The sequence below is a fragment of the Microbacterium invictum genome (genome assembly GCF_034421375.1).
In the GTDB taxonomy this organism is placed as follows: Bacteria; Actinomycetota; Actinomycetes; order Actinomycetales; family Microbacteriaceae; genus Microbacterium; species Microbacterium invictum_A.
Window position 1 is genome coordinate 191592 of the sequence record NZ_CP139779.1, and the last position, 12721, is coordinate 204312.

Consider the following 12721-nt stretch of genomic DNA (forward strand, 5'->3'; position numbering starts at 1 on the left):
ATGTGCGGAATCGTCGGGATGGTCGGGCGCGGGAGCGTCAACCAGGAGATCTACGACTCGCTCCTGCTCCTCCAGCATCGGGGGCAGGACTCCACGGGCATCGCCACGGCCGAGCCGGGCGGTGCCGTCCACATGCACAAGGCGCGCGGGATGGTACGCGAGGCCTTCCGCACCCGCGACATGCGTGCACTCCTCGGCACCATCGGACTGGGGCACGTCCGGTACGCCACCAAGGGCACGGCCTCGAGCGAAGAGGAGGCGCAGCCGTTCTACGTCAACGCCCCCTACGGCATCGTGCTGATCCACAACGGCAACCTCACCAACACGCGCGAACTGACCGACGAGCTCTTCCACAAGGACCGCCGGCACCTGAACACCTCGAGCGACACCGAGCTGCTGGTGAACGTGCTCGGTGGCGAGCTGCAGTCCACGATCTCGGGGCCCGACCTCGACCCCGACCAGGTGTTCGACGCGGTCACGCGCGTGCACGAGCGGGTGGAGGGGTCGTACGCGGCGATCGCGCTCATCGCGGGGCACGGTCTGCTCGCGTTCCGCGACCCGTTCGGGATCCGCCCCCTCATCCTCGGCACCCGCCGTCACGACGACGGCCACTACGAGTGGGTCGTGACCAGTGAGAGCCTCGTGCTCGAGAACGGCGAGTTCGAGGTGGTGCGCGACGTCGATCCCGGCGAGGCGGTGTTCATCGACCTCGACGGGCGCCTGCACACCCGCCAGTGCGCGTCGGACCCGAAGCTGGTGCCGTGCTCGTTCGAGTACGTCTACCTCGCCCGGCCCGACTCGATCATGAACGGCATCTCGGTGTACGAGGCGCGCCTGCGTCTGGGGGAGCGCCTCGCCGACACCATCGCGAAGTACACCCCGCCCGGGGCGATCGACGTGGTCATGCCGATCCCCGACTCCTCGCGCCCGGCGGCGATGCAGGTCGCGCGCAAACTCGGCATCGAGTATCGCGAGGGCTTCTACAAGAACCGCTACATCGGCCGGACGTTCATCATGCCCGGGCAGGCGGTGCGCAAGAAGAGCGTGCGCCAGAAGCTCAACGCCATGTCGAGCGAGTTCAAGGGCAAGAACGTGCTCCTCATCGACGACTCCATCGTGCGCGGCACGACGTCGAAGGAGATCATCCAGATGGCCCGGGATGCCGGGGCGAAGACCGTCACCTTCGCGTCGGCCGCTCCGCCGGTGCGCTACCCCCACGTCTACGGCATCAACATGCCCTCACGTCTCGAGCTCGTCGCCCACGGGCGGACGATTCCCGAGATCGCCGAAGAGCTCGGCGCGGACTACATGGTCTACCAGGAGGTCGAAGACCTGAAAGCGGCCATCCTCGAGGGCTCGGACGTCGACGACCTCGATATGAGCTGCTTCGACGGCCGCTACGTCACCGGCACGGTGACCGAGGAGTACCTCGCCTGGGTGGAGGGCTCGCAGGAGAGCTGACCGCCGCGCCGGTCGCCGCCGCGGTCCCAGAATCGCGCCGTTTCTACACCCGAACGCCCTGCCGGTGTGGCGTTCGCGTGATTCTGTGACTGTGCGATGCGGCGTCGGGCCTCTGCTCACCGGCCTCTCAGGGCTTTCGCGAGCGGGATTGTTACGGTCGAGGGGTGTCCGCATCCGCGAACCCCGACCCGCACCCGACTGACGCCGACGGACTCGAGCGCGAGATCCGCAGCGAGATCGCCGACGCCGAACGGCCCGACAGGCCCATCCGCAGGACGTTGCGTCGCGTGCGCTCTTGGATGGCGGGGCATCCTCTCCTCGAGCGGCTCTACCGCGTCGGCGTCGCCCTCTTCGGCGGGGTCCTGGCCCTCGGCGGACTGATCCTCGTTCCGCTCCCCGGTCCCGGCTGGCTGGTGGTGTTCCTCGGGCTGGCGATCCTCGGCACGGAGTTCCACTGGGCGCGGCGCATCGCGGGATGGCTCAAGCGGCAGCTCGACCGATTCTGGGCGTGGTGGCGTCAGTACCGCGCGCAGCGCGCGGCGCGCCGGGCGTAACAGGCGTCAGGGCGCGCAGAAGAAGCAGACGTCGACGTACGGCGGAGGCTCCGAGCTGTCAGGCCTTCTCGTCCTCGTACTCGTCCGCCCACTTGTCGACGTACTCGTCTTCACGAGTCGGGGAGCCGAGCTCACGTTCGAGCGCAGAGTAGTTGATGCTCTGCATGTCGTACTTGAGCTCACGGGCGATCTTGGTGTTCTTCGCCTTCTGTCGGCCACGCCCCATGCGAGACCCCCTCATGTCTGAGCCGCGGGCTGTTGTGCGCGGGCTTTCCGCGACGGTTACCCGGGCAATCACGAATCCGGCAACGAACCGGCAAGAGTAGCATTCAGAATATCACGGCGCCCCGCCCGACCGGCGGCCCCACGACTGGTGAAACGAGGATATATGAGCGAGGCGGAATCTCAGACCGCGGGGATCGATATCGCGGCGGTGCACGGAGCGGTCATCGCTGGGGTGATCCCCGGTCAGTCGCCTCGCGTCCTCACCGAGGCCGGCCGCTACGCCAAGCTCCTCGGGGTGCCCCTCGTCGTGGTGCACGTCGATGTCACCCGCTTCGTGACGTACGAGGATCCCGACGGCTACGTCCATTCCGCCCCCATCGACATCAACATCGCGTCCGGTGAGGCCGATCTGAAGCTGATCGAGCAGGCGGCTGCCGGCGCCCTCGACGGGCACGGGGTGGACTGGCGGGTGCATCAGCTCGTCGGCGACCCGGCGCTGGCCATCAAGCACTTCGCCGACAAGATCGACGCCAAGCTCCTCGTCGTCGGCACGCGCAAGCGCGGGATCGGCGAGTCGATCCGCGAGTTCTTCACCGGATCGGTCGCGGCCCGCCTCGCCCACCGTCAGCGCCGGCCGATCCTCGTCGTCCCCCTGGGCGAGCCGGTGCCCGAGGACGAGGAGATCTGGCCGGCGTGACGGTCGGGCGGGTCAGCCGCGCAGCGCGCGGATGATCTCGCGCGAGATCCGGTCGAGGTCGTCGGTGAGCTGATCGACGACGGATGACGGGAGCTCGCCGCCGCGCGCGACATGCGTCCTCAGGTCGCCCCGGACCCGGGCGCGGAACTCGGTGAGCGCCGCGTCGGCGCGGTGGAGCTGTTCGCGATTGCGTCCGCGCGGGTCATCCGATGCCGTCCGGGTCTGCTCGCCCGCGCGTTCGTCGACACGGGCGGCGGCCAGATCCGCCCGGAGGCTCTTCATCGCCTCGCGGACGTTTCCGCGCACGCCCTCGGCGATCAGTCGCACCGAGTCGCTGAGGCCGGCTTCGATCCCCTCGAGGTCGCTGGCGCGGGCGCGCACTTCGGCGCGGCCGGCCTCGGTGATCTCGTAGACGGTCTTGCGGCCGTCGACGGACTTGGTCACGAGCCCCTCCTCCTCGAGCTTGGCCAGCCGCGGATAGATGGTCCCGGCGCTCGGCGTGTACGTGCCGCCCGTGCGATCGGCGAGGGCCTGCATCACGTCGTAGCCGTGGCGGGGGCCCTCATCGAGGAGGTTCAGCAGGTACAGACGCAGGTCGCCGTGCGAGAACACCGGTGTCATGACCCGTCCTCCATACGGCGATCGTCGACGCCTTCCACCTGGCCGGCCGTTTCGGCGGGGGCCACGCGCGGTGTGCGGCGCAGCACCGTCATATCGCCCGAGACGGAGTTGGCCCGGATGTCGACGAACCGTCCGCTGAGCTCACCGGAGGAGCCGCTGTGATTGGTCGGTCCGCGCCCCGAGCGGACGACGCCGTCGATCTGGACGCGTCCGCTGACGCTGCGGACGACGTAGTTGGCAGGGAGCGTCTCATCGATGCGGATCGTGGCATCGCCGCTGACGGTGTTCAGGTTGACGCTGTGGACGCTGCCTGACGAATCGACCAGCATCGCTCCCGACACGGTGTCGATCGTGGCCTTGCGCAGCTCGCCGGTGACGGTCACGTCTCCCGAAACGCTGTTGGCCGTAAGGCCGCCGACGAGTTCGCGCACCTGCAGGTCGCCCGACACGGCGTTGGCGGTGAGGTCGCCGGCGTGCCCGTCGACGATGATGTCGCCCGACACGGTGTTCAGGCGCGCGTCGGTGCGAAGCCCGGTGACGAGCGCACTGGCGCTGACGACACCGAGATTGACCGCGACCGAACGGGGGACGGCCACGCTGATCTCGGCCCGCGGGCCGCCGGCTCCGAAGTTGCGGAACACCTCGAGAAAGTTGTCCCAGCGCAGCTGCGGGTGGTCGATCTCGACCATGCTCCCCTCGGCGCCGTCGCTCGTGACCTCGATGCGCAGGTCCTTGACGGTGACGGAGTGCACCTCGATGCGGGCGCCGGGCTCGTCGTGGGCGACGACGTCGATCTGGCCACCCACGAGTCCGATCTTGAGCGCGCGGACGTGCTCGAGGTCGATGACGCGGGATTCGCCCGGGTGGATGATCCACTTCTCCAGACTCATGATTCCTCCATGGGTGAGACGCGATATATCTCGTTGGCCCGAGGCTAACACGATATATCTCGAAAGGGGAAGGTTCTCCGGTCATTTCGCCGCTTGACCTTGACGCTGCGTCAACCTCTACGGTCGATCTCGAAGGGAGGACGCGCCATGGAATGGTCCATCCAAGAGATCGCCCGCGCCGCGGGGACGACCAGTCGCACGCTGCGGCCCTACGACGACATCGGGCTGCTCCCGCCGTCGCGCGTCGGCACCAACGGCTACCGGTACTACGACCGGCCGGCGCTCGTGCGTCTGCAGCGGATCCTGCTCCTGCGCGATCTCGGTCTGGGTCTCGCCCAGATCGGCGAGGTGCTCGATCGCGAGACGAACGAGCAGGACGCCCTCGAGGGTCACCTCGCCTGGCTGCGCGAGGAGCAGCATCGCCTGACGCGCCAGATCGCGTCGGTGCAGGCGACCATCCACGCCCTGAGAGGAGGTGAAGAACTGATGGCAGAGAACATGTTCGACGGATTCGACCACACTCGCTACCGGGAGGAGGTCGAACAGCGCTGGGGCGCCGACGCCTATGCCCAGAGCGACAGCTGGTGGCGGGGCATGAGCCCCGACGAGAAGGCGGCCTGGCAGGACCGGACTGCCGCGCTCGCCCGCGCGTGGGCGGATGCCGCCGAACGCGGCATCGCTCCCGACGGCGAAGAGGCGCAGGCCTTGGCCGAGCGGCACGCGCAGTGGCTGCGCGGCGTTCCGGGCACACCGGGCGGGACGCCGGCGGAGTTCGGCGGCTATCTGCGCGGGCTTGCCGATATGTACGTGGCAGACCCGCGCTTCGCGGCGAACTACGCGACCCGCGACGGTGGATCAGCGGGTGCGGAATTCGTGCGCGACGCGCTCCTGCACTACGCGGACACCGCGCTGTGATCGCCCGATGAAACGACAGAAGGATGCCGGGGGCCGAGGCCCCGGGCATCCTTCTGTGCGTGCTGCCCCCGGAGGGACGGGTTGCGCGTCAGGCTCGGCGGCTGCCGGTGATGACGCGGAACAGGAACGCGATCAGGGCGATGACGCCCACGATGAGCGCGACCCACAGCAGCCACTGAAGAGCGGTGTTCAGCCCGCCGACGATGGCGAGCACGATCGCGACCACGATGATGATGATGAGGGCGAGGTTCATGGGGCTCTCCTTGTCCGTAACCGGCGACCAGTGTCGGGTGCGCCGGGTGCCATTCGGCACTTTCCCAGGTTGACACTCCGCTGACGCGGCCAGCAGGGGCTTGACGTCGTCCCGCACGCGGTGTAGCCGCGAGGCGACGGATATCCCGCGCTCCCGGGGTTGTCAAGCCGCTGCGCGGCGACGGCCGTCGCCCTAGCGTCGGCGATGCGGGCGCCTTGCCGACCCGCGGAGGGAGGCGACATGCCCCAGGGACGAGGCTCATCCAGCCTGAAGGACCCCGAGCTCTACGAGGAGCTCCGCAAGGACGGCGCGTCCAAAGAGAAGGCGGCGCGCATCTCCAACGCCGCCGCCCGCGACGGGCGGAAGACCGTCGGCCGCCGCGGCGGCGAATCCGGCAACTACGAGGACTGGACCGTCGCCGAACTCCGCGGTCGCGCGAAGGAGCTCGGGCTGTCGGGATACTCGAAGAAGAAGAAGGCGGAGCTCATCTCGATGCTCCGCAACCATTGACCGCGACGGCGGAGGGGCGACGGGTGGCGCGACTGGTGCGGGTGCGTCCCGGCGACGATCCCGGCTATCGCCGCGTGCGCTCGGGCTCGAGCTTCCGCTACGTCGACATCCACGGGTCATCCGCTCCCGAGGAGGATCGCGAGCGCATCCATCAGCTGGTGATCCCCCCGGCCTGGCAGGACGTGTGGATCTCCAGCGAGCCCATGGGCCACATCCAGGCGGTCGGCGTCGACGAGGCGGGGCGGCGCCAGTACCTCTACCACCCGAAGTGGCGCGAGCGCCGCGATCGCGGCAAGTTCGCCCGCGCCCTCACCCTGGCCGAGGCGCTGCCGCGCGCGAGAGCCAAGGTGACGACGGCACTCCGCCGTGACGATCTCAGCCGCGAGAAGGTGCTGGCGGTGTCGTTCCGTCTTCTCGACGAGGGCGCGCCGAGGATCGGGTCGGCGCGATACCTCGAGCGGCACGGCAGCCGGGGCCTCACGACGCTGCAGCGGCGCGACGCGACGACGGACGGACCCGTCATCACCCTGTCGTTCCCCGCGAAGAGCGGGCAGCGCGCCCTGATCCGGATCGACGACGAAGAGCTCGCCGAGGTCATCGCAGAGCTCAGCGCCGGGCGCCCGCGCTCGGCGCTGCTGTCGTACCAGCGCGGCCGTCGACGCGTGCCGCTCACGCCCGCCGACGTGAACAACCACGTGCGGGCCCTCACGGGCGGCCGGTTCACCGCGAAGGATTTCCGCACCCTGCGGGGGACGATCATGGCCGCCGAGGCTCTCGCCCGCATCGGCACGGTCGACACCGCCCGCGACCGCAAGCGCGCCGAGAAGCTCGCCGTGCGCGCCACCGCCGAGGCGCTCGGCAACACCCCCGCCGTCGCGCGCAGCAGCTACATCGATCCGAAGGTGTTCGCGCGGTACGACCGGGGCCGTCTGCTCGACCTCACGATCTCGCCCGAATCGGCGATCCGGCAGCTGCTGACCGGCCGCTGACGCCACCGTGTCGCGCGGCGCGCGGCGGGTACTGTGGCCGGGTGCCCGCTCGACCGCGCATCCGCCCTGATGTGCTTCTCGCCGTCATGGCCGGCGGTGCGATCGGTGCGGGCCTTCGGGCCCTGCTCCTCCTGCCGGTGCTCAGCGCGGGACGCGAGGGGGCCGTCGCCGTCACGCTCGTCGAGAACGTCGTCGGATCCCTCATGCTCGGGGTCGTCGTCGCCGTTCTCGGCGATCACCGCCCGCGACTGCGGGCCTTCGCCGGCACGGGCATTCTCGGCGGCTTCACGACCTACAGCACCTTCGCCGTCCAGACGGCGCAGCTGGCGACGGATGCCGCGGCCGCGGCCGTGCTGCTCACGCTGGCCTCGCTGCTCCTCGGCCTCCTCGCCGCGCTCGGGGGGCTCGTGGTCGGCCGGCGGATCACCGGTGGGCGGCCGGGCTCGGATGCGCCGCGGGAGGCCGAGTGAACGCCGTCGATCCCCTCGCCTTCCTGCTCCTCCTCGTGGCCGGTGCCCTGGGTGCCGGTGCGCGCTACGTCGTCGACACCCTCGTCCAGCGCGCCTGGCGGCGCACGTTCCCGCTCGGCATCCTGCTGGTGAACGTGTCGGGTTCGTTCCTGCTCGGTCTTCTCACGGGCGCGGCGCTCGCCCTCGATGACACCGTCGCGACGGTGGTCGGGGTCGGCTTCCTCGGGGCGTACACGACCTTCAGCACGGTGTCGGTCGAGACGGTGCTGATCGCCGAGCGCGGGCGATGGCGGCTCGCTCTCGGCAACGTGATCGGGACGCTGCTCGCCGGCGTCGCCGCCGCCGGTGCGGGCCTCCTCCTCGGCACCGTCCTCACAGGCTGACGTCACCGCGCGGGTGAGATACTGAGGCGGCCGATACATTCCCGTATCGACGCGCCGGCGCCTCCGTCACAGCATTCGCGGAACGCCGGGTCGCGGCATCCGGTGTCTCCTGCAGAAAGCAGCTCATGTCGAATCTCGCCGTCCTGAGCCTGAAGAACCGCGCGCTCATCGCGCTCATCACGATCGTGGCGGCCCTGTTCGGCGGCATCGCGCTCAACAGCCTCAAGCAGGAGCTCATCCCGTCGATCGAGTTCCCGACGCTCATCATCGTCTCGACCTACCCCGGCGCCTCGCCGGAGGTGGTGAACACCGATGTCTCCACGCCGATCGAGACGGCGATCCAGGCCGTTCCCGGCCTGGAGTCCACCACCGCGACGAGCACGACGAACGCGTCGGTCGTGCAGGCCTCGTTCACTTACGGCACCGACCTCGCCACCGCGGAGCAGAAGATCACGCAGGCGATCAACCGCATCGAGAGCCAGCTGCCCGACGGCCTCGACCCGAACGTGCTGAGCGCCAGCATCGACGACTTCCCCGTCATCCAGCTCGCCGTCACCGGCTACGACGACGAGGAGACCATCCAGTCTCAGCTCGAGACGAGCGTGGTGCCCGAGCTCGAAGATGTCGAGGGCGTCAACACCGCCCAGATCGTCGGCGGCACGGGGCAGCGGATCAGCATCACCCCCGATCAGGCGGCGCTCGCCGCCGCGGGGTTCAGCCAGCAGGCGATCCGCGACGCGCTCGACCAGAACGGCGTGCTGTTCCCGGGCGGCGAGATCACCGAGAACGACGAGACCCTCACGGTGCAGACGGGGGTCAAGCTCGGCTCGGTCGACGACATCGCCGCACTGCCGCTGGTGCCGTCAGACGCGGCGCAGTTCGGTGGGGAAACCGTCACGATCGGCGACGTCGCGACGGTGGAGCAGGCCGAAGACCCGGTGACGAGCATCTCGCGGGTCGACGGCGAGCCCGCCCTCACGATCGCGGTCACGAAGCTCCCCGCCGCGAACACCGTCGAGGTGTCGCAGGGCGTGCTCGCCGCGCTCCCCGACCTCGAGGACGCCATCGGCGGCGCCGAGTTCACCGTCGTCTTCGACCAGGCGCCCTACATCCAGAAGTCCATCGAGACCCTCGCTGTCGAGGGCACGCTCGGACTCGTCTTCGCCGTCCTCGTCATCCTGGTCTTCCTGCTCTCGATCCGTTCGACGCTGGTCACGGCGATCTCGATCCCCACGAGCGTGCTCATCACCTTCATCGGGCTGCAGGCGTTCGGGTACTCGCTGAACATCCTCACCCTGGGCGCGCTCACGATCGCGATCGGCCGCGTGGTCGACGACTCGATCGTCGTGATCGAGAACATCAAGCGCCACTACGTCGGCGACGCCGACAAGAAGGCCGCGATCCTCCTCGGGGTCCGAGAGGTGTCGACCGCGATCACCGCGTCGACCATCACCACGGTGGCGGTGTTCCTCCCGATCGCCTTCGTCGGCGACGTCACCGGCGAGCTGTTCCGTCCGTTCGCCCTGACGACCACCATCGCGCTCCTGGCATCGCTGTTCGTAGCCCTCACGATCGTGCCGGTCCTGGCCTACTGGTTCCTCCGACCCGGCAAGCCGATCCTCGACGAGGCCGGCCGCGCGATCGACCCCGAAGACCCGGCCGCACCCCCCAGCCGCCTGCAGAAGGCCTACCTGCCGATCCTGCGCTGGACGCTCGGGCACTCGTGGGTCACCCTGCTCATCGCCGTCCTCGTCCTCGGCGGAACGGTCGCGGCGGTGCCGTTCATGAAGACGAACTTCCTCGGCGACTCCGGCCAGAACACCTTCACGATGACGCAGGACATCGGCCCCGCTCCGAGCCTGGATGCCGAGAGCGCCGCCGCCGAGGAGGTCGAGGCGATCCTCACCGACATCGACGGCATCCAGACCGTGCAGGTCTCGATCGGCTCCAGCGGATCCCCGCTCCAGGATGCCTTCGCCGGCGGCGGCACGGGTATCACCTACTCCATCACCACCGCCGACGACGTCGACCAGGTGGCCCTCCGTGAAGAGGTCCAGGAGCGCGTGTCCGAGCTCGACGACGCCGGCACGATCACCGTCTCTGCGGCGCAGGGCGGGTTCGGGTCGACCGACATCGAGATCGACGTCACCGCGCCCGACTCCGCGACCCTGCAGGAGGCGACCGACGCCGTCGTGGCGGGGCTGGACGGCCGTGAGGGCATCGGGCAGATCTCCAACAACCTCTCCTCGTCGCTGCCCTTCATCGCCGTGACGGTCGATCGCGACGCCGCGGCGGCCCTCGGCCTCTCGGAGGTCGCGGTCGGCGGCATCGTCTCGGCGGCCATGCAGCCGCAGTCGGTGGGCACCGTCGAGATCGACGGCACGTCGCTGACGGTCTATCTGACCGCCGCCGACACACCGCTGACGATCGACGAGCTGCGCCAGCTGCAGGTTCCGAGCGCCACGGGGCCTGTCCCGCTCGAGCAGATCGCCACCGTCGAGCCGTCGACGGGTCCGGCGTCGATCACCACCGAGGGCGGCCAGCGCACCGCCACCGTCACGGTGACCCCGTCGACCGACGACCTCAACGTCGCCTCGGCGACGGTGACCGAGGCGCTGGCCGAGGTCGACCTGCCCACCGGCGCCGACGCCGACCTCGGCGGCGTGGTCTCCGAGCAGCAGGACGCCTTCACCCAGCTCGGCCTCGCGCTCCTCGCGGCGATCCTCATCGTGTACATCGTGATGGTCGCGACGTTCAAGTCGCTCCGGCAGCCGCTCGAGCTGCTGATCTCGGTTCCCTTCGCGGCGACCGGAGCGATCCTGCTGCTCGTCGTCACCGGCATCCCGCTGGGGGTCCCGTCGCTCATCGGCGTGCTGATGCTCATCGGCATCGTGGTGACGAACGCCATCGTGCTCATCGACCTCGTGAACCAGTACCGCGAGAAGGGGCTGTCGTCGTTCGACGCCACCATTGCGGGCGGGTCGCGCCGACTCCGGCCGATCCTGATGACGGCGCTCGCGACGATCTTCGCCCTGACCCCCATGGCGCTCGGCATCACCGGTAGCGGCGGGTTCATCTCGCAGCCGCTCGCGGTCGTCGTGATCGGCGGGCTCATCTCGTCGACCGTGCTGACCCTTCTCGTCCTCCCGACGCTGTACAACCTCATCGAGGGGGCGAAGGAGCGTCGCGAGGCCCGCCGTCGCCTCCGCGACGGCGACCACGACCAGACCCGCGAGGGTGCACTCGCCGGCGCCGAGGGTGCGTTCGCCGGCGCCGAGGGTGCGCTCGCCGGCGGTTCGCGGGGACTCACTCGCCGTCAGCTGCGCCAGCAGGCGGGTGTTGCGACCGGCGCCGTCGCCGTCGCCGCCGTCGCGGTGCCGCTCATCGAGGAAGCGCCCGACGTAGAGACCCCGTCTTCGGGTGATTCGCCCGCCGCGGAGGATGCCGCCGACGGCGACGTCGTGCCGGAAGAGACCTCGGTGCCGGCAGACCTGCCGATCATCGAGCAGGATCCCGACATCGAGACGTCGATGCCCCCGGAGGAGTCAGCCGCCGACCCGGCGCCTAATGACGCGTCGCCTGGCGACGAGGCACGCGCTGAAGAACCGGAACCGGGTGAGACGGAGTCGGCTGCGGAGGCCGGCGACGGGGAGCCGATGTCAGACGGTGGATCGCCTGACGACGGATCGCCTGACGCGGAATCCGACCCTGAGGGGCACGAGCCGCGCTGACCAGCGCCGGCCGAGCGACGCGCCGAGCCGGAACGGGCCCCGCGCGCAGGGCGCCGATCTCGGTGCGGGGCGCGGCCGCGGCATCCGTCTCGGGGATCACCCGCGCCGCGACGGGCGCGCGGTAGGCGAGGGCTCGCGGAAGGGCGCCGAGCCAGATGAGCATCAGCGAGAAGGCCACGATCTCGAACAGGGCGAGCGTGATGAAGCCGGCGGTGAGCACGACCATGCCCGTTGCGAGGACGGCGACGCAGAGGATCGTGAACCTGCGGAACGCGACGTGGCGGCCGCGGATGCCGAGGCTTGAGGCCACCATCGTGAGGAACGACAGTCCGAGGCCCGACGCGGCGAGGTCGTGGAGGACGACGCTCACGGGGATCGGGATCATCCCCACAACGGTCAGGTGCAGCCCGGCCGACACGATCGACCCGCGGAAGATCCGGCCCGTGCGACGCCCCACGCCGTGCGGGAGCGCGACGGCGAGGAGCACGCCGTAGGCGGCGAGGAAGAAGCCCGAGAACAGCACGGTCGAGTTGAACAGCTTGCTCGAGACCGTGCTGAAGGTGCCGAGCTGGGAGAAGTGCAGCTGCCACCAGTCGGGATCCGTGGTGGTGAGGATCGCCAGGATCACGCCGATCGGCAGGGACGAGATGGCGATCGTGCCGAGTCGGTGGACGCGGGGGAGGGCGACCGGTGAGGTCGGCAGCTCGATTATCGGGGCGTGGGGGGAGGGAGCCGTGGCCGGGAGGGTCGCGGTGGTCATGCTGCTCACGATCGGTCGGGCGGGCGATCCGTCCCGGTGGTCGGTTGTGTCCAACCGCTCCTCCGGGAGGTCGACGCGAGTAAGGAAAGGAGGATCCCCCGGGCCAAGCGGTTCCAGCCCGTTGGTGTGATGGTACCGCGTGCGCGTTACAAGCGGACACGCCGATGGTCGGTGCTCTCCCAGGTCGACTGGGTAAGGTGGTAGGCGTCGGGCTGAGGACACCGCCACGTTGTGACGGCCTCTGTGAGTTCTCATGGCCGAT

Annotated in this window: 13 protein-coding genes and 1 pseudogene; 9 read left to right on the plus strand and 5 right to left on the minus strand. The window is 69.7% G+C overall.

The genetic code is table 11. The features are described from left to right. Both purF and T9R20_RS01005 read left to right on the plus strand, forming a co-directional pair. On the plus strand, window positions 1-1461 hold the full coding sequence (gene purF / locus T9R20_RS01000) for an amidophosphoribosyltransferase (RefSeq protein ID WP_322410709.1): 1461 nt from the start codon (window positions 1-3) through the stop codon (window positions 1459-1461). A gap of 164 nt (window positions 1462-1625) precedes the next feature. Next, window positions 1626-2015, plus strand: a complete 390-nt coding sequence (locus tag T9R20_RS01005) for a TIGR02611 family protein (protein ID WP_322410710.1) — start codon at window positions 1626-1628, stop codon at window positions 2013-2015. Window positions 2016-2073: 58 nt separating this feature from the next. Here T9R20_RS01005 and T9R20_RS01010 read toward each other — a convergent pair whose 3' ends face one another. After that, window positions 2074-2241 (minus strand): DUF3073 family protein, encoded by a 168-nt coding sequence (locus T9R20_RS01010; protein ID WP_179561265.1) that lies wholly within the window; start codon window positions 2239-2241, stop codon window positions 2074-2076. 162 nt (window positions 2242-2403) lie between these two features. Here T9R20_RS01010 and T9R20_RS01015 point away from each other — a divergent pair, with 162 nt between their 5' ends. Continuing rightward, complete coding sequence (locus tag T9R20_RS01015) at window positions 2404-2937, plus strand: universal stress protein (RefSeq protein WP_322410711.1); 534 nt, start codon at window positions 2404-2406, stop codon at window positions 2935-2937. A 12-nt stretch (window positions 2938-2949) separates the two neighbouring features. On the opposite strand, the gene T9R20_RS01020 is transcribed toward T9R20_RS01015, so the two are convergent. Together T9R20_RS01020 and T9R20_RS01025 are read right to left on the minus strand one after the other, a co-directional pair. Beyond that, on the minus strand, window positions 2950-3558 hold the full coding sequence (locus tag T9R20_RS01020) for a PadR family transcriptional regulator (protein ID WP_322410712.1): 609 nt from the start codon (window positions 3556-3558) through the stop codon (window positions 2950-2952). After that, complete coding sequence (locus tag T9R20_RS01025) at window positions 3555-4448, minus strand: DUF4097 family beta strand repeat-containing protein (RefSeq protein WP_322410713.1); 894 nt, start codon at window positions 4446-4448, stop codon at window positions 3555-3557. The genes T9R20_RS01020 and T9R20_RS01025 overlap by 4 nt, the downstream gene beginning before the upstream one ends. Before the next feature lie 147 nt (window positions 4449-4595). Between T9R20_RS01025 and T9R20_RS01030 the strand changes: the two genes are divergently transcribed. Next, window positions 4596-5363 (plus strand): MerR family transcriptional regulator, encoded by a 768-nt coding sequence (locus T9R20_RS01030; RefSeq protein ID WP_322410714.1) that lies wholly within the window; start codon window positions 4596-4598, stop codon window positions 5361-5363. A gap of 88 nt (window positions 5364-5451) precedes the next feature. On the opposite strand, the gene T9R20_RS01035 is transcribed toward T9R20_RS01030, so the two are convergent. Further along, window positions 5452-5616 (minus strand): hypothetical protein, encoded by a 165-nt coding sequence (locus tag T9R20_RS01035; RefSeq protein ID WP_322410715.1) that lies wholly within the window; start codon window positions 5614-5616, stop codon window positions 5452-5454. A 240-nt stretch (window positions 5617-5856) separates the two neighbouring features. On the opposite strand from T9R20_RS01035, the gene T9R20_RS01040 reads away from it, so the two are divergent. From T9R20_RS01040 to T9R20_RS01060, 5 genes are all read left to right on the plus strand, one after another. After that, window positions 5857-6126, plus strand: coding sequence for a Rho termination factor N-terminal domain-containing protein (locus T9R20_RS01040; RefSeq protein ID WP_322410716.1), 270 nt, complete (start codon window positions 5857-5859; stop codon window positions 6124-6126). A 23-nt stretch (window positions 6127-6149) separates the two neighbouring features. Next, the gene (locus tag T9R20_RS01045) at window positions 6150-7115 is read left to right on the plus strand and encodes a DNA topoisomerase IB (RefSeq protein ID WP_322410717.1); all 966 of its coding nucleotides are present in this window, start codon (window positions 6150-6152) and stop codon (window positions 7113-7115) included. A 41-nt stretch (window positions 7116-7156) separates the two neighbouring features. Then, window positions 7157-7585 carry a CrcB family protein gene (locus tag T9R20_RS01050; protein WP_322410718.1) on the plus strand — a complete coding sequence of 143 codons (429 nt, stop codon included), beginning with the start codon at window positions 7157-7159 and terminating at the stop codon, window positions 7583-7585. Beyond that, window positions 7582-7968, plus strand: coding sequence for a fluoride efflux transporter FluC (locus T9R20_RS01055; protein WP_322410719.1), 387 nt, complete (start codon window positions 7582-7584; stop codon window positions 7966-7968). Before T9R20_RS01050 ends, T9R20_RS01055 begins: the two co-directional genes overlap by 4 nt. A 125-nt stretch (window positions 7969-8093) precedes the next feature. Continuing rightward, window positions 8094-11699 (plus strand): efflux RND transporter permease subunit, encoded by a 3606-nt coding sequence (locus T9R20_RS01060; RefSeq protein WP_322410720.1) that lies wholly within the window; start codon window positions 8094-8096, stop codon window positions 11697-11699. A gap of 199 nt (window positions 11700-11898) precedes the next feature. Here T9R20_RS01060 and T9R20_RS01065 read toward each other — a convergent pair. Then, a pseudogene (locus T9R20_RS01065) lies at window positions 11899-12714 on the minus strand (hypothetical protein); the annotation flags it as partial. Between the last annotated feature and the right edge of the window lie 7 nt (window positions 12715-12721).